Annotated in this window: 22 protein-coding genes; 7 read left to right on the top strand and 15 right to left on the bottom strand. The window is 40.9% G+C overall.

All coding sequences use genetic code 11. From position 1 onward, the window contains the following. Positions 1-32 precede the first annotated feature (32 nt). From ABJF11_RS08450 to ABJF11_RS08430, 5 genes are all read right to left on the bottom strand, one after another. A complete protein-coding gene (locus tag ABJF11_RS08450; RefSeq protein ID WP_348119371.1) occupies positions 33-2,423 on the bottom strand; it encodes an ABC transporter permease in 2,391 nt (796 codons plus the stop codon). Between the two features lie 141 nt (positions 2,424-2,564). Further along, the gene (locus ABJF11_RS08445) at positions 2,565-3,809 is read right to left on the bottom strand and encodes a PDZ domain-containing protein (RefSeq protein ID WP_348119370.1); all 1,245 of its coding nucleotides are present in this window, start codon (positions 3,807-3,809) and stop codon (positions 2,565-2,567) included. Between the two features lie 100 nt (positions 3,810-3,909). Continuing rightward, positions 3,910-4,443, bottom strand: a complete 534-nt coding sequence (locus ABJF11_RS08440) for a dihydrofolate reductase family protein (protein WP_348119369.1) — start codon at positions 4,441-4,443, stop codon at positions 3,910-3,912. 17 nt (positions 4,444-4,460) lie between these two features. Then, entirely contained in the window at positions 4,461-4,919 is a 459-nt protein-coding gene (locus tag ABJF11_RS08435; RefSeq protein WP_348119368.1) for a RidA family protein, read from the bottom strand. 23 nt (positions 4,920-4,942) lie between these two features. Next, positions 4,943-5,653, bottom strand: coding sequence for a metalloregulator ArsR/SmtB family transcription factor (locus ABJF11_RS08430; RefSeq protein ID WP_348119367.1), 711 nt, complete (start codon positions 5,651-5,653; stop codon positions 4,943-4,945). A gap of 118 nt (positions 5,654-5,771) precedes the next feature. On the opposite strand from ABJF11_RS08430, the gene ABJF11_RS08425 reads away from it, so the two are divergent. Next, positions 5,772-6,785, top strand: coding sequence for an alpha/beta hydrolase (locus ABJF11_RS08425; RefSeq protein WP_348119366.1), 1,014 nt, complete (start codon positions 5,772-5,774; stop codon positions 6,783-6,785). Beyond that, positions 6,754-7,131, top strand: coding sequence for an antibiotic biosynthesis monooxygenase (locus ABJF11_RS08420; protein WP_348119365.1), 378 nt, complete (start codon positions 6,754-6,756; stop codon positions 7,129-7,131). Before ABJF11_RS08425 ends, ABJF11_RS08420 begins: the two co-directional genes overlap by 32 nt. 44 nt (positions 7,132-7,175) lie before the next feature. On the opposite strand, the gene ABJF11_RS08415 is transcribed toward ABJF11_RS08420, so the two are convergent. From ABJF11_RS08415 to ABJF11_RS08375, 9 genes are all read right to left on the bottom strand, one after another. Next, on the bottom strand, positions 7,176-7,670 hold the full coding sequence (locus ABJF11_RS08415; RefSeq protein ID WP_348119364.1) for a GNAT family N-acetyltransferase: 495 nt from the start codon (positions 7,668-7,670) through the stop codon (positions 7,176-7,178). Between the two features lie 77 nt (positions 7,671-7,747). Then, on the bottom strand, positions 7,748-8,104 hold the full coding sequence (locus tag ABJF11_RS08410; RefSeq protein ID WP_348119363.1) for a TfoX/Sxy family protein: 357 nt from the start codon (positions 8,102-8,104) through the stop codon (positions 7,748-7,750). 1 nt (position 8,105) lies between these two features. After that, complete coding sequence (locus tag ABJF11_RS08405; RefSeq protein ID WP_348119362.1) at positions 8,106-8,774, bottom strand: DUF2461 domain-containing protein; 669 nt, start codon at positions 8,772-8,774, stop codon at positions 8,106-8,108. 3 nt (positions 8,775-8,777) lie between these two features. After that, entirely contained in the window at positions 8,778-9,155 is a 378-nt protein-coding gene (locus ABJF11_RS08400; RefSeq protein ID WP_348119361.1) for a nuclear transport factor 2 family protein, read from the bottom strand. Between the two features lie 77 nt (positions 9,156-9,232). Continuing rightward, complete coding sequence (locus ABJF11_RS08395) at positions 9,233-10,036, bottom strand: RNA polymerase sigma factor (RefSeq protein ID WP_348119360.1); 804 nt, start codon at positions 10,034-10,036, stop codon at positions 9,233-9,235. Positions 10,037-10,108: 72 nt separating this feature from the next. Continuing rightward, positions 10,109-10,465, bottom strand: a complete 357-nt coding sequence (locus ABJF11_RS08390) for a MauE/DoxX family redox-associated membrane protein (RefSeq protein WP_348119359.1) — start codon at positions 10,463-10,465, stop codon at positions 10,109-10,111. Between the two features lie 132 nt (positions 10,466-10,597). Then, on the bottom strand, positions 10,598-11,059 hold the full coding sequence (locus ABJF11_RS08385) for a hypothetical protein (protein WP_348119358.1): 462 nt from the start codon (positions 11,057-11,059) through the stop codon (positions 10,598-10,600). A gap of 140 nt (positions 11,060-11,199) precedes the next feature. Continuing rightward, complete coding sequence (locus ABJF11_RS08380) at positions 11,200-11,868, bottom strand: hypothetical protein (protein WP_348119357.1); 669 nt, start codon at positions 11,866-11,868, stop codon at positions 11,200-11,202. A 10-nt stretch (positions 11,869-11,878) separates the two neighbouring features. Further along, a complete protein-coding gene (locus ABJF11_RS08375; RefSeq protein WP_348119356.1) occupies positions 11,879-12,202 on the bottom strand; it encodes a TfoX/Sxy family protein in 324 nt (107 codons plus the stop codon). 146 nt (positions 12,203-12,348) lie between these two features. On the opposite strand from ABJF11_RS08375, the gene msrB reads away from it, so the two are divergent. Next, entirely contained in the window at positions 12,349-12,825 is a 477-nt protein-coding gene (msrB, locus tag ABJF11_RS08370) for a peptide-methionine (R)-S-oxide reductase MsrB (RefSeq protein WP_348119355.1), read from the top strand. A 36-nt stretch (positions 12,826-12,861) separates the two neighbouring features. Here the strand turns inward: msrB and ABJF11_RS08365 are convergent, their stop codons facing one another. Beyond that, a complete protein-coding gene (locus ABJF11_RS08365; protein ID WP_348119354.1) occupies positions 12,862-13,647 on the bottom strand; it encodes an NAD(P)H-binding protein in 786 nt (261 codons plus the stop codon). 129 nt (positions 13,648-13,776) lie between these two features. Here ABJF11_RS08365 and ABJF11_RS08360 point away from each other — a divergent pair, with 129 nt between their 5' ends. From ABJF11_RS08360 to ABJF11_RS08345, 4 genes are all read left to right on the top strand, one after another. After that, the gene (locus ABJF11_RS08360; RefSeq protein WP_348119353.1) at positions 13,777-15,324 is read left to right on the top strand and encodes a peptidase; all 1,548 of its coding nucleotides are present in this window, start codon (positions 13,777-13,779) and stop codon (positions 15,322-15,324) included. 118 nt (positions 15,325-15,442) lie between these two features. Beyond that, on the top strand, positions 15,443-18,739 hold the full coding sequence (locus ABJF11_RS08355) for an amidohydrolase family protein (RefSeq protein ID WP_348119352.1): 3,297 nt from the start codon (positions 15,443-15,445) through the stop codon (positions 18,737-18,739). Positions 18,740-19,291: 552 nt separating this feature from the next. Beyond that, complete coding sequence (locus tag ABJF11_RS08350) at positions 19,292-22,516, top strand: hypothetical protein (protein WP_348119351.1); 3,225 nt, start codon at positions 19,292-19,294, stop codon at positions 22,514-22,516. Next, positions 22,516-24,030 (top strand): T9SS type A sorting domain-containing protein, encoded by a 1,515-nt coding sequence (locus tag ABJF11_RS08345; protein ID WP_348119350.1) that lies wholly within the window; start codon positions 22,516-22,518, stop codon positions 24,028-24,030. Before ABJF11_RS08350 ends, ABJF11_RS08345 begins: the two co-directional genes overlap by 1 nt. The last annotated feature ends 85 nt before the right edge of the window (positions 24,031-24,115 follow it).

The following is a 24,115-nucleotide window of genomic DNA, read 5'->3' as shown; positions in this document are numbered from 1 at the left end:
CCAAAACTGCTCAATGAAAATGACAGTATTAATTAGTTGTCTCGAATAGCAGCTGAAGGATTCGTAATCGCCGACTTTAGAGAGTGATACAATACAGTCATTAATGCGATTAGCAAGGTGAACAGAGCAGATAGTGCAAAGCTTGTCCACTTGAGTTCCATGGCATAGGCAAAATCCTTGAGCCACTCGTTCATAAAATAGTAGGCAATAGGAAAGGCTACGGCCATAGAAACAAAAACGAGTTTCAGAAAGTCTTTAGACATCATGAAAACGATGGTGAAAATGTTAGCTCCCACTACCTTACGAATTCCGATTTCTTTTCTTCGGGCCTCTGCGGTGTAAGAAGCCAAACCGAACAGTCCTAAGCAGGCTATGGCAATAGTAAGGATTGAAAATATGGCAAAGATCTCTCCTCGTTTTTGGTCTGCCTCATAATGTTTCTGAAATCCCTGATCCAGGAATGCATATTCAAAGGGACGATTGGTTACTACAGACTTAAAGATGTTTTCTACCTCCTTCATTGTTTCGGCCAAACTTTCGGATTTCAACCTGACGATCATTTGACCATTGTTGATACTATTGTAGATGATCAATGGGGCAATGGGATCCTGCAATGAAATCAAGTGATAATCTCTGGCAACTCCTACCACAGTTAGCTCTTTGGTATCGAGATCATCATTGATAAATCTTGCAAACTTCTTACCTATCGGGTTTTCCCACCCCATTTCTCGTACCATTTCCTGATTGACAATTACCGAAGCGGCTGTATCGTTACCAATTTCCGGCAGAAAATTTCTTCCCTCTACGATAGGAATTTCTAGCGTTGGAAAATACTGATTGTCGACAGCTATATTTTGAAATATCTTTTCAATCATGTGACCATCAGCGGATTCCACTTTGATTCCACTCATATTCATTGAATTGGTGCCGGGCACTCCAAACCCAGAGCCTACGGACTCTACACCGGGATTTTGCAATAGCTTACTTGAAAGTACATCTAGTTTTGACCGCACCTGTTCTCCTTCGAGTGCGATGGTGACTACCTGCTCTTGATTGAAGCCGAGCTCTTTATTTCGAAGATATTCGAGTTGATCAAATACGATCCATGTGCTGACCACCATACCTAGCGAAATCGAAAACTGAGCTACAACCAGGATTTTTCGCAGAGATTCATTGCCCTTACTTTTTTGTGATCGCCCTTTGAGCACCTCTGCTGCTTTAAACTTGGATAAATAGAATGCAGGATAACTTCCTCCTATTACGCCAACGAATAAAATTACACCGCATAATACCAAAAGCATCATCGGGTCTTTCAAGAAGTTTTGACTGATTTCAAGGTTAGCTAGTTCGTTGAAGGTAGGGATGAGGAAAAATGCCAAAATCAAACTAATGGCCAGAGCGATAAAAGCAATAACAACGGATTCGATTACAAATTGGCCCATGAGCTGCGTTTTGTACGACCCCATGGCTTTTCGAATTCCTACTTCTTTGGAACGCGCCACTGAGCGGGCTGTTGCCAGGTTCATATAATTGATACAGGCGATGAGTAGCATGAAAAACCCGATAGCACTAAAAGTGTACAAGTAGTTGACGTTGCCCACTTCACCCATTTCAAAATCAAAATTCGAATAGAGATGTATATCCGTCAAAGGTTGGAGTGAAAACTCAGCAGATGCTCCGAATTTCGAAAAAATAGGAGCCATGTATTTGTCGTAGAGCTGTGACATAGCAGGGAGTATGTCATTTGGGTTAGATCCTGGCTTCAACAAAATGAATACCTGATCATTCATGTTTCCCCAAGAATCCTGACCCGAACTATTGATTCCATAGGAAAGCAGGCCATGAGCCCTCATGCTGCTGTTGACGACCGGATCAGCCATTATTCCAGTAATTGTTTTAGTGTCCTCACCATCTGTCTTTACGGTTCGACCCATTGCTGATTCTTTTGGAAACCATTTTTCGGCCAATGTTTGTGAGATCACAAGAGAATTTGGTTCACTTAGGCAGTGACGTTTATCTCCTTCTAAGAGTTCAAAGTCAAACATTGTGAAAAAGGAGGAGTCTGTGATGTAAATTTCTGTTTCGTAGAAATACTCTTTATCTACTGCGATGAGCATTTCGGAGCCTCCGGTAAACCGAACGAAATTGTCGATTACGCCAAATTCGTTCATCAGTGTGGCGCCAGTAAGAGAGGGAGCCAGCGGTACGTTGAGCTCTGTATCCTGTACAATAGCCTGCGTCGTAACCCTATAGATGTTGTCTTTTTTTGTATGAAACTGATCATATCCCCTTTCAAAATCTACATAAAGGAAAAGTAGAATACTACTAACGATTCCGATGGTAAGCCCCATCACATTAATAGTGGAATAGACAGGACTATTCTGGATATTGCGTATAGCAATGGTGATATAGTTTCTAAGCATAGTCGTATAGTTCTGGCCAAAAGTTTGACAAATGGTGTGCCGAATTAACTAAACCAAAGACTATCAGTAAGTTAGAATGTAGTAAGCTCTTTTTGGCGAGATCTAATTGTCCAGTACTGGACATAAAAGTGTTCAATTATTTCATATAAACCGAGCTAGGCGGTAGGTGCATTCTACCTCTTCCGCTGCTCTTTTGACGATAAATGTAACTTTTTTACCCTCTCGTGTGAGGAATAGGTTTAGGTACTGACCATAATTGTTGATGGTGAGTGGATCTCCATTGATAGATAGGATGATATCTCCGATCTGGAGGCCAGATTTTGCTGCTGGAGAATCCTTTCGTATCGATTTTATTGTAAAGACGTACTCTTTCGCTTGTTTTACATTGATACCGATGCCACTCATGTCGTACTCGAAGGTGTCGCTGAAGTTGTTGTTTTTCTTAAGATAAATTTTAGCGTGATGAAAATCGTAGATGACATCAAAACGCTGTAATATTCCTTGTCCGATAGAACCATCTCCATATTTTTGTGAATTTTCGTTTTGATCTACGTGCTCTGGTTTTGCGAAAGTAGCTAGTGGGTGATCCAAGGTATACTCGTCGATATTGAAACTTCTGAGCCGCCCAATGTGGCCCAGAATCTCTCCACCAAAGGCTTGGCCTATGGGCACTTCAAGGTTTCTATAAGGTAAGAAGTATTCTACAGAATCGTCCTCAAAGAATACTGCATGACTGGCTCCTGTCTTCAGCAAAAATTTCATTTTTCTCTGTTCCCAATTTTCGAATACTATTTCTGAGGACAGATAGGGTCTCCGCTCGACAACCTCCATCTCAAAGGTTTTGTAGCCTTTTGGTGCAGAAAATATGTCAGGCTTAAATAGCCGAATTACTTGCTTACTGTGGTCTACTTCTACTACAAAACTTTTGAAAATATCATATCCGATCAGTCCATGCACTTTGGATCCAGCCATACCGGCGAGGTTGAGGTAGTCAGTCTCTAGTACTAGCATTGATGACATTTCACCAGTTTGAACACTATCCTGAAGAGACATTTGGGCATCGACGGCGACATGCCCGTAGAATACTTGATCCCCATTCTGGCCGAGTCTCATTTTTCTTGCATAGCGAAATTTGAGAAAATCGCCAACTGCTTTTTCTGTAAGAATCGTGTGTTCGATACTCGTGTCCAGTATAAAATTGACTGTCACTTTGTTTTTGAGGGTGACCTCAAGTACGATTAAGTTGTTAAAATTTTGAAAGGGGATTTCTACACTTTTTTTATCCTCAGGAATGGAAAAACCGAATTGTGCTTTTAGGAAGTAGGGACAGGTGATAAACCAAAGAAGAATTGTGCAGTGGTATAGCGTTTTTACTTTGTAGTTCATTTTTCTCCAAGCTGAATATTTAATAAGAAGATAACAATTCTCTATTAGATTCCCTTATGCTCTAAAGCTGTTTTGGATAAACGGTGACCAGGACAGATCGCTAGACATGTTTCTTATAGGTAAGATTTACAAATCCTGTATCAAAGGCCTCTGTGTTGATCAGGTCAAATTTTGTTTCCTTTGGTTGGCTTGGAAATAATGGAATGCCGGCGCCGAGGATTACTGGGGTAATAGTGATCAGCATCTCATCAATTAAGTCCAGACTGAGCATTGAAGAAATCAACTCTCCTCCTCCTACGACCCAGATGTCCTTGCCTGGTTCGGTCATTAAAGCCTTCACGGTTTCTGCTAGTGGCTTTTGGATATAAAAGGTGTTTTCCGTCTTGATGTCTACCGGGCCGCTGCTTATCACATAAGTTTTCGAATCTGGATAGGGCCATTCCACACCAAAGCCCAGGACTTCGTTATAGGTTTTTCTACCCATAAGAAGTGTATCGATCGAATCGTAAAACTTGAAATAGCCATAATCAAGTTTATCAGGATTGGGTATATCATCTAGCCAGTCCAGAGACCCATCTTTTCGAGCAATGAATCCGTCGATACTAGTAGCAATAAATAATTTTAATCTTCTCATGAGTGGATGAATTTAGATCAATTAATAAGAGTAAATGAGCTGGTAAGTCCTACACAGAAATTTCTGGGCAGCCGGTCTACACCAAATATAGCTCTTGAATGAGTTCCTTTTTCACCCAATACTTTCACAAACAAGTCTGACGCACCGTTGACTACAATCGGTGAATCATCCCAATCACCGGTTGCCCTGAAATAGGCATCCAAATGATTGAGCCCAAGAACTCTTTCGAATCCAATCTTGCTATGAATCTGAGCAAGCACATTAAGTGCACAGAGCTCCATGGCCTTACTACCTTCTTCGGTAGATATCGTTTCTCCTAATCGCCCCTGAAATAAGTATTCTTCATTTAAGATCGGAAATTGAATGGCGACGTAGGCTACAGCTCCACGGATGTTGACCGAAACATAGGATCCACCAGGAGTCGATACTTCCGGCAGCGTTAAGTTGAGTGATGAAAGTGAGGCAAGTAGGTTCATTCAATATCTTTTTTGTTAAGGCCTTACGCCGATATAAAAGTATTGGTTTTAAAATCACGGAAAAGGTTCTCTAAACTTTCTTCACCCAGATGGGTAAATATCACCTCCCGTGAGCCCTGTTTCCGACGTATCCAATCTTTTTCAAGCATCTTATGCAGCAAAGCGGCCCCCAAAGCTCCGGCCAAATGGTGTTTTCTTTCACTCCAGTCGAGACACTGTAACGCAAAGGCACGCTTAGATTTGGCTAAGTCATCTATTTTTATTCCGATTAAACCAAACCAAGTTGCCCCTTTTGAGGTGACTTTGTATTGCTTGTTTTTTATCACCAATATTTCGGCGGATACGAGTGACTCAGTGATAAAAACACCCATTTTTCCGGCTAGATGGTCATAGCAGGTTCTTGCATACTTTATTCCGCACTTGTTGAGTTCAGGTTGCTGTTTCACTGATCTGCTTTTTTCAGGGATGAGGTTGGCCATAGCTTCTATGGCATATGCTATTTCGGGACGAGCAAGTTTGTAATATCTGTGCCGACCCTGTTTCTCAATATTCAGCAACTCCTTCTCGATTAGTTTATTTAAATGATTGCTGGCAGATTGAGGAGAGATACTAGCTACGGTTGCTAACTCACCTGCGGTATAGGCTCTTCCATCTAGCAGGCACCACAACATTTTGGCACGATTAGGTTCTGCAATCAGGGCGGTCACTTCGGCAAATTCGTCTGCATCATTCATGCGTTCTTGTTTTGATGAGATTTTAAAGATACCAAACCTCTCCAATTCATATTTCATTATGAAATGAAACGTTAACCGCATCTATTCATTTGCTTTGAAAAAATAAACTCAATTCGAAATGAAAATATCTTTTACCGTTTGTCTTTTGGTGATACACAGCATATGTACAAGCCAACCAATCAATACCGATCTTAAAGATTTCAGATTCAAACGTCTAAATATTGAAAGTAGAATACCCGACCTTTATCTGTCCTTATTGCATTTACCGGCAGGTCTAAAAAAGAAGAATCAACTTCCGGTCTTGTTTGTGCATGGAGCGTCATTTCCATCGGCTTTGGCTTTTGGGTTCCAAATGGACAATTCTTCATGGATGGATGACTTGTCCAATCAAGGATATGAGGTGTATGCACTGGATCACTTGGGCTATGGTGAATCTGATAGATACTCTGAGATGTTAATTAATGAAAATTCCGGCGATCCTCTGGGTACAGGAAAAGAGGTAGCTTTTGATATTGAGCAGGCAGTTGAATATATACTGGAAAGGACGGGCCAAAAAAAACTGTGTCTTATAGGCCATTCGTGGGGGGCTACGGTTTCAGGATATTATGCTTCTCAGCATCCAGACCAAATTGAAAAATTAGTGCTTTTTGCTCCTTTGGTGGAGCGTGAAGGGCCAGTAAGTTGGAGCAAGCCAGATTATGGCTACATAGAACTCACTCCTGAAAAAAGAGTGGAGCAATTTTTAACACAATTGCCAAAAGGACATGACAGCGTGTTGGAAGACGAAGTGATGGAGTATTGGGGCCAAACATGGTTGGCAAGTGATAGCTCTTCAATAGTTGAAAATCGCGAGTATGTAAGATATCCTGCGGGATGGAAGAAGGATCTTTATGACTGTTGGAATGGAGATTGTTTTTTTGTGCCGGGGAGAGTTTTGGCTCCAACCTTAGTGATTCGCGGAGAGTGGGACACCTCATTTAGTTGGGATGATGGAAGGAGGCTGTTTGAAAATCTTGATGAAGCAGCCTTGAAAAAGTATGTAGTTATTGAAAAATCAACTCATGTGATTCATTTAGAAAAACCCAGAAAGCAGCTGTATAATGAAGTACAATTATTCTTATCTGAAAAGTAAAATGGTAGCAGTAATATTTGAAGTAATCCCTCGTACAGAGTACAAACAGGAGTACCTGGAGATAGCTGCTGATTTGAAATCAGAACTGATCAAAATGGATGGATTTATTTCTATTGAGAGGTTTGTCAGCCTTCAAGATTCGAATAAAATCTTGTCTTTATCATTTTGGAGAGATGAGGCATCTGTGAGTCGATGGCGAATGATGAAAGAGCATAGGCGAGCACAAAAAAAAGGACGCACTGTAATTTTTGAAGACTACAGGTTAAGGGTAGCAGGAGTTATTCGAGATTATGGGATGCATGAAAGAGACCAGGCCCCAATCGACGGTCGCCGCATTCATGATTAGGCAAGCATAGGTGGTAAAATCAGCACTCTATGTCGTGAGCGAATTTATCTATACCTATACACTTCGTGTTGGCCGAAATCGAGTAATTCAATTGTCTGATCATATTTGGCACCAAGACGAAGGGCCAGTTTTTTAGAAGGCTCGTTTGCCTCGTCTATGTAGCTCACTAGTGTTTCAAGCCTTAACGTATTCAGCGCAAAATCTCTAACCGCAACTCCGGCCTCTACTCCAAATCCCTTTCCATGTGCCTGTGGTAAGAGCCAATAGCCTAGCTCCGGTTCTGGCCAGGGCTCAGAATTCCATAGCCCTACAGTACCAATCAGACTCCCTGACTCTTTTTCGTCGATGGCCATGTAGGAATATCCATTGAGCGCATGATGACCTATGTAGGTAGCCATCAATCGCCATGCCTCTTCCGAGTTTTTGACTCCACCAACGAAGCGCGCGTATTCTTCACGACTATAAAAATCAAAGAATGATGGATAGTCAGCACGTTGCCATTGTCTAAAGATTAACCTTTCGGTTTCCAATCCTACCATAGTTGCCTTTTTGATCTAATAAATATGATTCTATCAAACGCAAATATGATTAGAATGATGGATCTGGAGTGGAGTTTTTACTTTCTGCTTTTTTTCGCCTTTGGATTAAAGGCAATAGCAAGCTCAACCCAATGATCCAATTCGGCTTCCTGATCGAGACCCTGGTCCTCTATGAATATAAAATCCTTCATTGGCCGTCCGGCTGGACTGAATGTATGACAGCGTTGATTTTCAAGAGCGTTTTGTACCGCTGAATCGCCAATTCTGGCTATCAGCCCTGATTGCCCGGTCTTCTTATTTTTACTCACCCCGACACACATTTTGTCGTTCAACACAAAGCATAATCCACCCATCAATCGCTTCGCCTCAGCACGGACGCCTTTCCTGCTAAGGGCAAGCTTCACTCGCTCCGCCAGATACTCATCATATGCCATGTTAAGTTCGCATGGATTTGGTGAAATATTCATTGAGCGGTCGAGCGGCATGCCAATGAGCTATGACCGTCTCCAGGAGCTGATCGGAAGTGATCAGATCAGCGGGATGTGTTGCCACAAAATAAAACTGCTTTTTTGCGACTAAAGGTTCGTTTTGAAAAACGGACTGAAACTCAAAAGGTATCCGTTTACTTTCCTCTCCTTTTAGTTTACCAAAAACAGAAATGAAGGAGGGATCTGTGATTAGCTGCTGAAATGCTTTTGGGTTTTCTGCTATCGAAGATCGTACGGCCTGAAGCTGCTCCTTGTCCAGCACATAAGCGCCACCCATGATTCCGACCTCTTCGGGCGTAAACCTCAGGAAAATCCCAGGCACACTTTTGTCTTTTCTCCCGGTACTCGATACCACTGCGGAGTAATGCAAATTGTAGGGCGTTTTGTCCTTGGAAAATCTGAGATCTCTATTGATGCGGAGGGTGCAGTCCTTCGGTTCAACAGTAATTGTGGAGTCTTCTTGTCTCATGGATAGAATCAAATCTTTGAGAAAACCTTCAAACGGCTTTTTTATACTTGATTCGTATCTTTTTTTGTTGGCATGAAACCATTCCTGCTTGTTGTTTTTGGCTAAGTCTTTAAAAAAATCTACGAAGTCTTGATCAAAATATTTCATAAATTATTTGTTTAGAGGAATAGAAAATTCAGTACGAAACGCCTGGGCGTCATAGTAGATTCTTATGTTTTGAATTTGTCCTTCACTTACTTCAAAAATTTCTACGGTATGCAAGTCAAGGGTTCCACCCGTTGGAGTGGATATGGTATAGGAGCCTTCCATTACAGCATGGTTGCCGTTCTCCAGGGCTGTCTTAGCCTGGTAGCCCTTAATTAGTGGAAAGAAGTTTTTGTTCAACTCAATGTTTGCTGCTTTCCCATACACTTGATCTACTGGACCAATGAAGGAGATATTGTCTGCCAGAAGGTTTTCCCAGTCTGCGCTTCCGCTGCCTAGTGATTGCTGAAATGCTTGCACGGTTTCTAATGCTGATTTTGTCATTTGAATAAAAGATTTGTTTAACAATGTTTCTCTTTAGACAAATGGAGCAGGCAAAACGGACGAGGAAATAGGATATTTTAAGATTTTTCTTTTGAAAGGGCCATTTTGACCCAATTAGGACTGTTTTCTAAGAAGTAGGAATGTAGGTGATCACTGGAAGAATGGAGAGGGTCTATGCCTTGAACAAGCTGAACCCTCAAGTCCAACAAGCGTTCTTTATCTGCAGATGAGCCTTCTTTTACCAGCTTGAGCTGGTTGGCCTGTGCCTGTGCATCCTGCTCAGGATTGAGAATTCCTTTTAGAGAAGAGCATTGGTGACAAGTGCCGGTTTTGCTGACGAAAGCACACTTATCGTCAAATATTCTAAGCAAATGTTTGCGGGCATCAGCCACGGCATGTTTTACCTTTCCTTCTGACAATCCTGTGATGGTCACTATTTCATGGATCTTAAATTCATACACGTTTTTGAGCCAGATACAAACTTGCTGTTGCAACTCCAGTGTCTTAATCATGCAGTTGAAGCAATAGCTGATATGCTCTTTTATTTCAAAATTAGCATCAGGCCGACTTACATATACTGCCCGCATATCTTCGAACATCTCTTGTGAGTCGATGTGCAGTCGAGCGTTCAGTTGTTGTGCATCTTCTCGCCAGCGACTTTGTTTTCTTAGCACGTTTTGACTCATGTTGTGGGCGATCGCAAAGACCCAGGTTTTGAATGAAGATTCCTCTCGGAAGGTATCTATATTTTCGAAAGCTTTGAGATATGTATCATGCACAAGATCCTCTGCCTGCGCACGATTAGATACGAGCCGAAAGATAAATGATAACAATTCGCCCTTGAAGGAGATAAAATCTGATTCGTATACTTTAATATTCATGCGTGGCCGTAGATAGAATCAATAAAATTACAAAATTCAGTTAGACAATAATTAACACCTGACGGTTTCCACTCAAATAAAGGTATAAGACCAATAGATCAAAAGTCCTTGGATAGGTAATCGTATCAGTGTGGCCAGTACCTGTTTTTCTTTTCTTCGAGCTATTTGAAAGTGATTAATATTAGCAGGAAAAACAGCTATCAGCAATAAGATAATGCCCCATGCTGCATGTGATCGAAAACCTTCAAACAACAAAGCTACTCCAAGCAGAATCTCTATTCCGCCGACAAGCTTGTTTACAAACTCAGGAGAAGGTACCCACCGTGGCATAATCTGCAAGAAAAACCTGGGCTTTAGAAAATGACTAATCCCAGCAAACAAGTAAAAAGCTGCCATGAAATAAAGTGAGAAAAATTGAAGTGTTGACATTTTCGTTTATTCAATTGATGAAACGTGATGTAGTGCTACAGGGCATATCACTAGTCAAGCAGGTAAACCTTTTTACCTCCTAGATAGCTTTGCAGCACTAATATATTTTTAGTTTGACCCTTGTTTATCTCACTAGATAAGAAATACAGCACAACCTAAGGCTAACGCCAGTACAAAGCGCACAAAATTAGGTTTCAGTATATCGGTTTCTGAGGAGGTATAAATATATCCAAGGATTATGGTAGAGAGTCCCGTAATTGGAAACCCGATGTATAACATTTCACTAGCTCCAGGCAAATTAAGGAGTGCAAACATGACTCCCATGATTACAATGGCGCATGAGATGAAGCCAATTTTTAACACTATGATTTCAAGTTTCGTGTAATCTTCTCTTTTCAGTAAAAAGGGGGTCAGGTAGTAGGTCACAGCCAACGTACTTAAAGATATCAACAACAAATTTTCTGCGCCTGCAAAGGCCAATACTTTGAATATAAAACACACAAGAAGTAGAACACCACCGATTTTTTCTGCTTTGGGAATAATGACATCTCTCAATAGATCTTTAAACCCCTGTTTTTCTGATGATTCTTGCATAATATATGGATTAAGTTAGGCTTTATTTTTCAATTGAACTGGTGTATCAATATAATTTCTATGATCGTTTGAGTAACAGATTATCCAATCTAAAATTGACAATAGACTGTATTTCTTTCAAATTGAGAGCTCATTTTTAACTATTGCAATTTCCTTATTTCCAACCAAGTCATACAATCCAGCAATTGATCTGGGATTTCAATATTTGAATATCGAGACGAATCAATTTTTATTGGCCCATAGGGCCGAGTATAGAATACCTTCTCCACCGAAGCTCCGGTCACTTGTAATCCGTAAGGTTGGAGAATCTCGTTCCAATCCTGTCCCAGTTTTGATTTCGAAAGGAACACGCCAATTTTTTCATATTCTGTTGTCGCCGTAGAAGCATAGCCACCAAAGATTTGGAGATACTCTATGGTTACCTCTATGGCCAGGTCGCCGGATTGAACCAGTCGTCCTAAGTATATGCCACGCAGTGAATCGAGATTATATGCCTTGGCTGCCACGGGCAGAATCAAGCGCATCTGATCCAATTGTTTCTCATAGGTAAGTTGAGGATGCAAGGAGAGCCGTATAGAGACAGCGCCCTCATTCGATTCTGAGAATGAAGGTATGAACAATGAGCTATCCAAAAGTGTGATCAGCTGATATCCTGTTGCTCTCTTTCGATATGCAGATCCGGCCAGCTGGTCGTTTACGTCAATACTGAAAATGGAATACTCTGGTACTTGAGAAGTTGATTCGATTTCCAGGTTGTTTTTGGACTGGCAAGCGCTCAGTACCAAAAAGAGCAGGAAAATATTTTTCATCTTGAGGGTTTTATTTTGTAATCTCAATCGATGTCTCTGCCCAATGGACCAATTTCTCTTGATCTGCAAGTATATCATCTGGTATGGAAAGATATGGCATTTTGCTATGAGGTTTTGCTCCTGCTTTCTCAAATTGAGCTTTGTTGGAATCATCTACTTTGAGATAAGCTTGACCTTTGGAGCCTACCATCCCAAACATTTTACCGTCATTAAAAATGCCGTAGCCTCCAAACATTTTTTTGGATGATAATCCATCTATCGAAATGAGCTTTTCTAATATCAGCGCTGCAGTCAGTGAAGATTCATTTGTGATTTTATCTCCTTTAGTACCCATCGTTAATTAAGTTGGTTCGAAACCAATTTAATTAAAATCAACTTATAAATCATTGTGGTGTAGAACCCTTTGAGCATCTTTAAAACCCATTGAATTATTTCCTTCAAATTTATGTTTACTACTTTGAAATCTAAAACCAATTGATAATGAGATTATTTGTCACCGTACTTGCAGTTATGTTGATCAGTGCCTGTCAGACCAAAAGTCAGGATAAGCGCACTTCTATAGTGAGGCAAAAAGTGATCAAGACAGACCAGGAATGGAAAGAGATATTGACCCCATTGCAGTATAATGTGTTGCGTGAAAAAGGAACCGAAAGGCCATGGACAGGAGAGTACAATAAACTAAAGGCTAAAGGCACCTTCTATTGTGCGGCTTGCAAAAACCCATTGTTTGAGTCTAACACCAAATTTGAAAGCGGCACCGGGTGGCCAAGTTTTTACACCTATGCGACAGATTCTAGTTTGTTGGACTTGGCCGACTATAAGTATGGAATGGTTCGGACAGAGGTAGTATGCGCGAAATGCGAAGGCCACCTTGGTCACGTATTCGAAGATGGACCACAGCCAACCGGACTACGCTATTGTATTAATTCTGCCAGTCTGGTATTTGAAGAGAAGTAGCTTCTAAGGCCTATGGTGCCGTAATTTTTTGAACGATTAAAAGATAAATTTATATCCTGTTGCGGATAAGAGTTTGTCAGAGTTGACCAGCTTGTAAGGAGACTCTTCACACGAAAAAGCAGGAGGCACCATATCTAGCTCTTTGGCTGCTGATTCGTAAAACGACTTTCTTGTGCTTCGATTAGGAGAACAGGCGTTGAAGACTTCACCCCATAGCCCCTTTTCAATGATTGCACTTATCACACCGATACAGTCTTCTAGGTGAATCATATTTATAGGGTTGTTTGCTCCGGCTAAATTCTTCTTGCCAGCCAAAAATCTACCGGGATGTCGATCTGGACCATAGAGACCTCCAAATCGGATCACAGTGGTTTCTAAGCTCGATTCTTCGACAAATAGGTTTTCCATTTCGAGCAAAGGGATTCCACTACGAGATAGTGAAGAATGAGACGCATCAGATTCTATAACTTCAGAATTGTCAGAAGGATAGACAGCTGTCGAGCTTACAAAAATTACCTTCTTTACCTTTTTCTTGGCAGCATTGATTATTTCTTCCAATTGAGCCTTGTGAAAACCTTCTTGATCATTCTTATTTCTAGGAGGAAGATTGACAATCAACAGGTCAGTATCAAAAAAATGCTTTGCACTCTCCTCAAGTTTGGGATTTAGATTTACAAGACATGGGGCAATCCCTTCCTTTTCTAGAACGGGAATTTTGGAAATTCTAGTTGTACTTCCGCTAACAGAGTAACCAGCTTTCACAAGATTTCTGGCTAAGGGTAGTCCCAGCCAGCCGCATCCCAGTATACTTATAGAATTCATAGTGCAAATCTAAAGAGTAAACTATCACAAGTTACTATTGCTCCCTGCTTGTATCCGTTCATCAAAGTTTTCTTCTGGAATTCAATCGACTGTTTTAGCTTGCTTCTTTAAGGATCAAAAACAATCAAAATGAAAAAATTAATCACAACATTATGGCTGAGTGCAGGGATCGTACTGATCTCCTGCGGCCAGCAAGCCAAGCTCAACTATAGCGTCAATTTGAATGACCGAACTAGCGATGAGTTCAAAGTGACGCTCAATGTAAAAGGGCTGAGCGAAGATAACGACATCTATCAGTTTGCGGCCACCGCTCCAGGTACTTATCAGACAATGAATATTGGACGATATGTTCGCAGCTTCAAAGCGTATGACAAAAAGGGTCGTGAAGTAGCCACGGAGAAACTAGGCGAAAATCAGTATAAACTGAGCACACCCAAAAAAATCACTAAACTGGAATACACCATTGCCGAGACATGGGATACGCCAGATGACGGAATGAAGGTGTATAAAATGTGTGGAACCTCTATGGAAGAGGATCATGTACTATTCAATGCACATTGTGTGATAGGTTATCCAAAAGGCATGCAGGGCGCCTCTCTCACCATTGACTTAGATTATCCAGAAAATTGGAATATAGGTACGGCCCTTTCCAGGAATGAGTTGGGAGCCTACTATGCCAAGAGCTTTGACCATGCAGTGGATTCACCCATATTGCTTGGAAGGCTGTCAGAAGCCAGTGCAGATTTCAACGGCACCAAAGTTGAGCTTTATACCTATAGCAAGACCGACAAGATCAAATCAGCAGACTTGCTAGAAAGCATGAGTGCTATGCTAGAGGCAGCCAACAAATTTGTAGTTGAGTTTCCTGTAAAAAGATATACTTTCTTATTCCACTTCGAAGACCACAATGCAGGAGCCTGGGAGCACTCTTATAGCTCAGAATATGTGTATATCGAGGACGACTATGCTGTAGATGGTGGACCAAAAATCACGAGTACCGCCGCACACGAGTTTTTTCATATCATTACTCCGCTCAATATTCATAGTGAAATCATTGAGCAATTCAATTTTGTAACCCCGACTTCTTCCGACCACCTCTGGCTTTATGAAGCCACTACAGAATGGGCATCAGATATGATGCAAGTTCGTGGAGGGATAATGACCTTGGAAGAGCTTTTGGGTCAGTTGAGGTACAAGCTTAGAGTCGATGAGGCTTATTTTGATTCTAGTTATAGTTTGCTAAAAATTGCAGAGACCTCGTTTTCTGCTGAAGGACAAAAGCAGTATGGCAACATTTACTACAAGGGAGCCTTGATAATTAATATGTTGGATATTTTGCTTTTAGAAAAATCTAACGGGACACGAGGATTGAGAGAAGTAGTAAACGAGTTGTCCAAGAAATATGGTCCTGAGAGAGCATTTCCTGAAGCAGATTTTTTTGATATTTTCGTAGAAATGACTCATCCCGAAGTTGCTGATTTTTTTCAGAACTACGTCAAAGATGCTAAAGCACTTCCATTGGAAGAATACTACGCAAAGGTAGGAATCAAATACACTCCAGAACAAATTACAGGAGCCGGTGACGATGCAGTTTCAAAAAAATTCGTTTTCGAAATAGACCCCGATGCCACAGAAGAGCAAATCGCTTTGCGCAAAGCATGGACTACCAATTTTTAAAGAGTAAAATTATTTAATGAATTGAAAGCTACTAGGAAATGAAAGAGTTCTAGTAGCTTTTTTATGAGCAAAAATTATTGAATTATCTTAGGCTACATTTTGACTTCAACATTTAACCATGAAAAATCTGTTAACCGCAATATTGCTTCTTGGAATCGCACAATTATCTCTAGCACAGGAAAAAAAGAAAGATGACTGGAAGGTTTCTGAACCCACGCTACCTTTTCAGGAAATCAAAATCACGACAGATGAAGGTACCTGGATGAGTGTGGACGTAAGTCCGGATGGGACTCTGCTTGTATTTGATCTGCTAGGAGATATTTATACACTTCCTATGGAAGGTGGGCAAGCAAGTGTAATCAGAGAGGGTCATGCATTTGAAGTACAGCCGAGATTTAGCCCAGACGGAAAGTTGATAAGCTTTACCAGTGATGCTGGAGGAGGGGACAATATTTGGGTTATGAATGTCGATGGTACTGAAGCAAAACAAGTAACAAAGGAAGATTTTAGGTTGCTCAATAATGCAGCCTGGTCAGCAGATGGGCAATATATTTTTGCCAGGAAGCATTTTACATCCCAAAGATCAGCTGGAGCTGGTGAAATCTGGATGTATCACAAATCAGGAGGAAAAGGCATTCAGCTAGTAGAGAAAAAAAATGAACAACAGGATATTGGAGAACCTTTCGCTTCTGCCGATGGAAAATACGTCTACTACAGTGAAGATGTATATCCTGGAGGCTTTTTTCAATACAACAAAGACCCAAATAGTCAGATTTACGCTATCAATAGATATGATCTCGACAAGGGGAAGATCGAAAGAGTAACTGGAGGGGCTGGAGGAGCGATCCGGCCTGTAACCTCACACCGAGGAGACAAAATGGCATTTATCCGTCGGGTTAGAGAAAAAACGGTGCTTTACCTACATGATTTGAAGTCCGGAAAAGAATGGCCTATTTACGACGATCTCACAAAAGACCAACAGGAAGCTTGGGCAATTTTTGGTCCTTATACAGGATTCAATTGGACACCTGATGACCAACATATTGTAATATGGGCCAAAGGCAAAATCAGGAAGATCAATGTCTCCTCGCTAGAAGTCAGCACCATTCCATTTCAAGCTGAAGCCACACACAAAATAGTCAATGCACTTAAGTTTAAGAATGACGCTGCGCCAAACGAATTCAATGCAAAAGCGATTCGTCAGGCCGTTGCCTCACCAGATGGGCGTACTTTAGTATTCAATGCGGCAGGCTACTTATGGAAAAAAACTTTGCCAGACGGAAAACCCTCTCGTCTGACCAAAGGGACGGATCTGGAATTTGAGCCTTCATTCTCAAGAGATGGAAAGTATCTCACTTATGTGACCTGGAATGATGATGACATGGGAGCGATTTACAGAGTGGCCATGACATCGTCAAAAAGTGCCCCTTTAAAACTTACTAACGAAAAGGCAATCTACAGGGAGCCCTCTTTTCACCCATCGGATATAAATACTGTGGTTTACAGAAAAGAAGCGGGCAACGGACATCAAGGTTTTGTATACACTAAGGAGCCGGGAATTTATTTGCTCAAATGGCGCGCCGCAAAAAAACCAAAAGACTTAGACAATATGGCGCTGAGTGAGAAAATAACTGATGAAGGCACCTACCCTACTTTCAATCAGAAAGGAGATAGAATCTACTATCAGACGGGAGGGTATTTATTTGGAAATATTGAAAAAACACTCAAATCTGTAAAGCTGGACGGTACGGATAAACGAGAAATCGTGAAGTCAAAATATGCACAACGCTTACTGCCTAGTCCGAATGAAAAGTGGGTAGCATTTTCCAATTTATATAAGGTATACATTGCCGCTATGCCGCTAGCAGGTAAAACACTCGAATTGGATGGCAAATCAACTAATATTCCAGTGGCACAAGTAGCCCGAGATGCAGGAATCAGTCTGCATTGGTCGGGAGATTCTAAGCGGTTGAATTGGACCCTGGGAGAAGAGTACTTCAGCAACAAAATCAATGACAGATTTTTGTTTCTGGAAGGTGCTCCAGACAGTATACCCGCCATGGATTCGGTAGGAACGAAAATTGACCTGAAACTGAAATCGGATAAACCCAAGGGCAAAATCGCATTTACCAATGCAAGAATCATTACCATGAAAGGCAACGAAGTGATCAACAATGGTACCATTGTAATAGAAGAGAATAAGATCACAGCAGTGGGCACGGACATAGCCATACCTGGAGATGCCAAAGTGATTGACGCCAAGGGTAAAACAATCATGCCTGGTTTGGTGGACGTTCACGCCCATCTTGGGGCATTTAGATATGGCCTGAGTCCGCAGCAGCATTGGCAATACCACGCCAACCTGGCGTACGGAGTGACTACTACCCATGACCCATCCTCTAATACTGAAATGGTGTTTTCTCAATCAGAAATGGTAAAATCTGGCGCCATGGTTGGGCCAAGAATATTCTCTACCGGTGTCATTTTATATGGAGCAGATGGGGATTTTAAAGCCGTAGTAAACAGTCTTGACGATGCTAAATCGGCCATTACTAGAACAAAAGCATTTGGTGCGTTTTCGGTGAAAAGCTATAATCAACCTAGAAGAGACCAGCGACAGCAAGTGATACAGGCAGCCCATGAGCAGCAAGTTGAGGTAGTTCCGGAAGGAGGGTCAAATTTTTTCCACAACCTTACTATGATATTAGACGGCCATACGGGAGTAGAGCACAATTTGCCTGTGGCTCCACTTTACGATGATGTTGTTCAACTTTGGTCTGCAAGCAAGACGGGATATACTCCTACGCTTCTGGTGAGCTATGGGGCAGTCAGTGGAGAATACTACTGGTATCAAACGACTAATGTCTGGGAAGACAAGAAGCTTCTGAGTTTTACCCCAAGAGGAACTATCGACTCCAGGTCACGGCATCGCACGATGATCCCGATGAAAGAATATGACAATGGACATATCCTAGCCTCTCAAAGCTGTAAAAAATTAGCCGACGCAGGAGTTAAAGTCAACCTCGGTGCACATGGGCAACTACAAGGTCTTGGTGCACATTGGGAGCTATGGGAACTTGCTCAGGGTGGAATGACAAATATGGAAGCGCTTAGAGCAGCAACTCTCAACGGTGCCAACTACATTGGCATGGACGATCAGCTTGGATCGATTGAAGTAGGTAAACTGGCGGACTTGATCGTCTTAGATAAGAATCCATTAGACGATATTCAGAATTCAAACTCACTTGTTTATACCATGATCAATGGACGACTCTATGATTCCAATACGATGAACGAAGTCGGAAACTACAGTAAGCCAAGAGGCAAGTTCTACTGGGAACAGCACGGATATGCCCCAGCTTTCGACTGGCATAGAGCCAATGAGGTCGGTTGTTCTTGTAGAATGGGGCATTAAAGTAACTAGATTTTTAGAATTCTGTTTTCTGAGGTAATCAGGATATTCAGCTGATCAATTCAGCACTATCTTCATAGTGTTGTTTAATATCCTACCTCCTTTTCTCTTGAATGGGTAAGAAGCAAAACTCTATTCTAATTTATTAGTGTTTTTCAGAAATACATACGACGAAAAAGCATCGAATAAACTACAATCTTCTTGACCTCTTGTCGGTTGATTCAAACACTGTCGATGTCCGATTAGAACACCCACATGACCGAATTAGTCTTATACTGAAGGCTACATTTGCTCGATAAATACTCGAAATTATTGAATGTTTGAGTACATCCATTTCCAAATTTTGATTATTGGTTTGATACTCAGCAGGCCTGAAATGATCTGCTGGTTATAAAATTGAGCTATTGATATTTAGTTGGTTTTGAGCCAATATCCTTACCCAATTTTTCAATTCACCACTATCACTGAATCAAAGCATTTATGTTAAAATATATGACTATAAGGAGTATTCTCAGGCACTTACTATTTCTTATTTTTCTATTTCCTTCAATTTTATTGAAAGCTGAAATAATCGATGTTGCCGGCATAGAAGGCATTGAATTAGATGATACAATTTCTCTGACAGAAATTACCACAGACTTTGAGATTCAAGGACTTAATATTATTCCCACTTCGGTCTATTTGGTATATAGTGACAACCAATTTTCAATATATGGAGAAGGCACAGCAAATTTTGGGGATGAACAAATAGTAATATCCTTAGGTTCGTCCGCAAGCCCTGCTGTTGAAATAATTGATGGAATATTAACTAAGGTGACATTTGGCATGTCGGAAAACTTTGATTTGAAAGGCATTAATTTTTCTGTGCAAGACCTAAGCTTTGATTGGGATGGAAGCAACGAAATCTTTAGAATTTATGGGAATGCAGAAGTCAGTTTTGAAACAGAAACCATTGGAGTTAATCTAGGTACGGCATCATTTCCGGGAATAGAATTAAAAAAGGGTGCATTACAAAAAATATCAGCCGGGATCACTGCAGATTTTAATCTCAAAGCACTTCAGTTTTCTCCTAACGACCTGAGCTTTGGATGGGATAGTCAAGATGATATTATTATGTTCTATGGCGGAGCCACTGCGAGCTTCAGCGGAGAAACGGTTGGTTTGTCATTTGGAGATGCCGATAGCCCAGGTATAATGATTGAAAATGGCGTGATTCAACAAATTAGTTTGGGCGTTACCGGTGATTTTACGTTGTCGAGTCTGCAGTTTTCTCCGGAAGATCTGACGTTTGCATTTGACAAATCCAACAATCAGTTTATGATGTATGGCAGCGGGACTTTTGAGATAGCATCAGAAGAAGTTGCCTTCGGAATGGGCGATGCCGATACACCTGGAATTGTCGTAGAAGGAAGCACCCTGAAAAGCATCAATCTATCCTTGAGCAAAGAGTTTACATTAAATCAACTTTCAATTAACCCCGCTCCTCTTGGTCTCCAATGGGACAAAAGCTCAAATGACTTCAATATTTTTGGTGATTTTACACTATCCATTTCCAGTCAGTCCATTAGTGCAACTCTAGGTGATTCACAATCTCCAGGAATGAGAATCAGCGAGGGCAAGCTTGATTATTTCAATGCAACAATTAATTCTGATTTTCAAATGGGAAGCCTTGAGGTGCAAGCCGAAGATGTAAATATTGAATACAGTCAAAGTAAATATTATTTCACAGGAGTTGTAAGTGTTACTCAGCTTTGGTCTGCCTCTGTTGATCTGGGCAATGATGGAGGCAGAGGCCTTGAAATTGACATGTCCGGCAGCAATAATAAATTTAAAATAAATGATTTTGCCATTGAGCTGAGTCAGATAGAGCTTGGTGCTGTAAGTCTTCAGAACCTACGTGTAGGATTTGCAAACAACACAATAGAAAGTGCTACCGCAATGGTTTCTTTTCCCCCTGGATACGAAGTAGGTGCTACTCTTGAATTTGAAGATAGTCCCGCCAAACTTAATAACATTGGGATATCATTCGAGGCGACCTCATTCAATACTGCGTTGCCAGTAGGTAGCACAGGAATGTACATTGTATACATGGAAGGAAACATGAAAAACCTTGCAGACCCTAGTACCTATGTCACTGTCAAAGATGGCGCAGGCCACTCTCATGTCACCAATGGAATATATTTTGAAGGAGCTATCGCATTTACATTTGGAGGACCTACCACTATCGGAGGTAAAGACGCAGCACTTCTATACAACAAAAACACAGCAGTGGTCACCAAAAAATTTGCCGTGCTTTCTGCAGATTTATTGTTAGGCGCATATCGGGCTGGTAGCAACAATTGGAAGTCTCAATTAGGAGAAGGCAGTATCGTTTTAGATTTGATTTGGAATGAATATTATTCGATAAAGTCCAGTATGAAAATTCCTTCAGATCCATTGGTGACGTTTGACTTGAACGCGAAATTGTCACAAAATGGCTCATTAAATGCTCTAATGAAGGTAAAACTAAAAGTGCCTAAGAAAATACCCGCTATTGGAGGTAAAAACATCGGAGGTGTGAATGGTGCTATGAGATATTATAAAAACGACCTAAACGGAAGTTATGCTGCTGGCTGGGTAACCTATAAAATAGGGTGGAAGAAAAAATATGCAGGTGCACGATACAATTTTGGCAAAAAAAAGGTGGATATCATTGGGAAGAATGCTGTGAACAACTTGAAAAAGGAAGTCAGTCAAGCATTATCTAGCGGAAGATCCAGTAGTACACTTGATAATGAATGGCAAAAAAACGTGTATAGCTTTGAAGTAGTAGGGAATGCAACTTCTTTGATGTTGGATGTGGACTTTGATCAGGTTGTGGATGAAACATACGTTGCTGTAATTGGACCTGATGGGTTTTATGATATACATGAATTGATTGTCAATGATTTGGGAGACTCTGAGGTTCCTGAAGTTTCATTGGGTGAAGAAAAGATGGTTTACCTTAATACTGATAAACTCAACTTGTATGTCATAAACTTAGAACCTGAAAACGAGGAGAGTGAAACCACTTCATCCTTACTTACTCCGGGACAATATGACTTGCTTATTTCCTACCCATCTACAAACTTGGTAGATTCTATAAACCTAGAAATGCAATCTTTTTTTCCAAGTCATTTTGGTGATTTAGTAGCTGAAGATCTTGGAGAATCAAAATATGCCATCAATATGACTTATTGGGGTCATAACCCAGACTCGACGGAAATAAGTGTGTTTTGGAATGATGAACCATCATACGGAGGATATCATATAGGTACTTTAAACTATGGTGATGCGGACGAAAGTGGATTTGGAGAGATCAATTTAGAGTTTACCGCAGAAGACATAAAAAATGAGAGTGATATGCACTTTTACTTTGTAATGGATGACGGAGATGCTGTTCCTTTCTATTCTGAAATTACTGAAAGCTTTGTATACAATTCACAGATTTCCGGTCAAGTTTCTATACTCGAGCACAATGACAACACCGAACATTCTGGTATAATGCTCTATGTAGATAAAAATAATGACGGCATGTACAACACAGCTAGTACTGCCGATGATGGAGAATTCGAAACATCAATAGTTACTGACGAAGATGGCTATTTTCACTTTCATGGATTTGAAAAATCAGTAGAATACAAAATTGGTATTGTCGTACCCAAAGGATTAGAACTAGCAGACGGCGAAACAAAAACCCAAAGCCTGACTTATAATGGCTCCCCAATCAATTTAGAATTTGTACTAATAGAAACTAACTGATGAAAAAAGTAATCACGATTGCACTAATTCTTCTATCGCTTCAGTCTAGAGGGCAAGAGATAACTAAGGTCGTAAGAGAAATTTCAAATCTTAATGAGCATTATGGCTGGGCGACGGCCGTCAATGCCGAGTGGATGATAATAGGATCTCCACATTCAACCACAATCGATGGGGTAGATGCCGGTGAGGTTCATATTTATCAGCTCCAATCTGGAGTATGGCAGGAGTTTCAAGAATTACGCAATGAAAGCGGAGCTTCTTTCGAAAATTTTGGCTATTCAGTAGCCATAAACGGCAGCTGGATGGCTGTGGGGGTCGTTGGATCATTTCATTGGGGTCCTTTTTCCGGAGCTGTTCTCTTGTATAATTTCAACGGTTCAGAATGGGTGCTCGAAAGAGAATATTACCCAGCTGTGGAAATGCCCAATCAATGGTTTGGTTATTCTCTCGATATGAATGATGACTTTCTTGTGGTCGGTTCCATTAATTCAAATGGTAAAAATGTGGAGTCAGGTGACGTTTTTGTATATCAAGATTACAAAAGCCGTCAAAGCATCCCGACATCGCTGGCTCAAAGCTCTAATCTTTCTCATGACAACTTTGGTTATGCTGTGGGGATTAGTTCCGGGAATGAAATTATTGTTGGAGCGCCTGATTATGACGGAGAAAGTGAAAGTTCTGGTCAGGCATATATTTATACCTATTCTAGAGAAAGATGGAATAAGTCTGCAATTCTCACTTCAGAAGAGGAAGGCGTGAGCGACATGTTTGGTGTATCTGTGGCAATTTCAGATACCAAAGCTTTGGTTGGGTCTTTGCTAGGAAATGGGACTACTAAAAATTCTGGAACAGCCTATTATTTTGAGAGGGAAAACAACCGTTGGACTCGAATACAAAAATTAAATGCTGACAATGGCCTTCTCAACGAATATTTTGGAGCAACCGTGAAAATTGTTGATGATATTATTGCAATAGGAGCACCCAAAGCTACAGTTGATGGGCAAAAGCATGCGGGTAAACTATATTCTTTTACCAGTGATGGCAACACATGGACACAAGCCAAAGAAATATTCGAACCTGTACCTAAATCAGACAATCACTTTGGCTCAGGTATAGCATTGGGATCAGGTCAGATTATTGTTTCAGCACTTTTAAACGATGACCTCAATAGCGATGCTGGCCAGGTCTATGCAGGGCGAATCGATGTGCTAACCACAATTGATCCGATAGGCTTAGAACCTTTGATTGCTGCAAATGCCTATCCTGTCCCGTCTAGAAGCACAGTTAATATTCATTACTCCTTGCCAAGCACAACCAAGGTAGGACTTCATATTTACGATTCTATGGGCAAATTGGTGAGCCCAATCTTAGATAACGAATTACAACTTCATGGGGATCACACGGTGATATGGGATTTAAACTATTCTAATGGAACGAGAGCCTCTTCTGGAATCTATATATACAAGCTTAGCTATGGAGGAAATGTATTTAGCAGTAAAATAATTGTCAATTAAGCTGATTGTCTAGTCAACCGCCTACCATTTTGATTTTAACCTAGAGCATTTTTGATCCTAAAATGCTATCAATTCCAAATACTGA

Origin of the sequence: Reichenbachiella sp. (assembly GCF_039941815.1) — a bacterium.
Classification (GTDB): domain Bacteria; phylum Bacteroidota; class Bacteroidia; order Cytophagales; family Cyclobacteriaceae; genus Reichenbachiella.
This window is presented reverse-complemented; position numbering and strand designations above follow the sequence as displayed.

Excerpts from the sequence above, each read along its gene's own strand:
- ABJF11_RS08440 (WP_348119369.1), bottom strand. The coding sequence starts at position 4,443 with ATGAGAAGATTAAAATTATTTATTGCTACTAGTATCGACGGATTCATT.
- ABJF11_RS08410 (WP_348119363.1), bottom strand. The coding sequence starts at position 8,104 with ATGGCATATGATGAGTATCTGGCGGAGCGAGTGAAGCTTGCCCTTAGC.
- ABJF11_RS08390 (WP_348119359.1), bottom strand. The coding sequence starts at position 10,465 with ATGTCAACACTTCAATTTTTCTCACTTTATTTCATGGCAGCTTTTTAC.
- ABJF11_RS08420 (WP_348119365.1), top strand. The coding sequence starts at position 6,754 with ATGAAGTACAATTATTCTTATCTGAAAAGTAAAATGGTAGCAGTAATA.
- ABJF11_RS08365 (WP_348119354.1), bottom strand. The coding sequence starts at position 13,647 with ATGAATTCTATAAGTATACTGGGATGCGGCTGGCTGGGACTACCCTTA.
- ABJF11_RS08385 (WP_348119358.1), bottom strand. The coding sequence starts at position 11,059 with ATGCAAGAATCATCAGAAAAACAGGGGTTTAAAGATCTATTGAGAGAT.
- msrB (WP_348119355.1), top strand. The coding sequence starts at position 12,349 with ATGAGATTATTTGTCACCGTACTTGCAGTTATGTTGATCAGTGCCTGT.
- ABJF11_RS08430 (WP_348119367.1), bottom strand. The coding sequence starts at position 5,653 with ATGAATGATGCAGACGAATTTGCCGAAGTGACCGCCCTGATTGCAGAA.
- ABJF11_RS08360 (WP_348119353.1), top strand. The coding sequence starts at position 13,777 with ATGAAAAAATTAATCACAACATTATGGCTGAGTGCAGGGATCGTACTG.
- ABJF11_RS08435 (WP_348119368.1), bottom strand. The coding sequence starts at position 4,919 with ATGAACCTACTTGCCTCACTTTCATCACTCAACTTAACGCTGCCGGAA.
- ABJF11_RS08405 (WP_348119362.1), bottom strand. The coding sequence starts at position 8,774 with ATGAAATATTTTGATCAAGACTTCGTAGATTTTTTTAAAGACTTAGCC.
- ABJF11_RS08355 (WP_348119352.1), top strand. The coding sequence starts at position 15,443 with ATGAAAAATCTGTTAACCGCAATATTGCTTCTTGGAATCGCACAATTA.
- ABJF11_RS08395 (WP_348119360.1), bottom strand. The coding sequence starts at position 10,036 with ATGAATATTAAAGTATACGAATCAGATTTTATCTCCTTCAAGGGCGAA.
- ABJF11_RS08450 (WP_348119371.1), bottom strand. The coding sequence starts at position 2,423 with ATGCTTAGAAACTATATCACCATTGCTATACGCAATATCCAGAATAGT.
- ABJF11_RS08345 (WP_348119350.1), top strand. The coding sequence starts at position 22,516 with ATGAAAAAAGTAATCACGATTGCACTAATTCTTCTATCGCTTCAGTCT.
- ABJF11_RS08415 (WP_348119364.1), bottom strand. The coding sequence starts at position 7,670 with ATGGTAGGATTGGAAACCGAAAGGTTAATCTTTAGACAATGGCAACGT.
- ABJF11_RS08375 (WP_348119356.1), bottom strand. The coding sequence starts at position 12,202 with ATGGGTACTAAAGGAGATAAAATCACAAATGAATCTTCACTGACTGCA.
- ABJF11_RS08425 (WP_348119366.1), top strand. The coding sequence starts at position 5,772 with ATGAAAATATCTTTTACCGTTTGTCTTTTGGTGATACACAGCATATGT.
- ABJF11_RS08445 (WP_348119370.1), bottom strand. The coding sequence starts at position 3,809 with ATGAACTACAAAGTAAAAACGCTATACCACTGCACAATTCTTCTTTGG.
- ABJF11_RS08400 (WP_348119361.1), bottom strand. The coding sequence starts at position 9,155 with ATGACAAAATCAGCATTAGAAACCGTGCAAGCATTTCAGCAATCACTA.
- ABJF11_RS08380 (WP_348119357.1), bottom strand. The coding sequence starts at position 11,868 with ATGAAAAATATTTTCCTGCTCTTTTTGGTACTGAGCGCTTGCCAGTCC.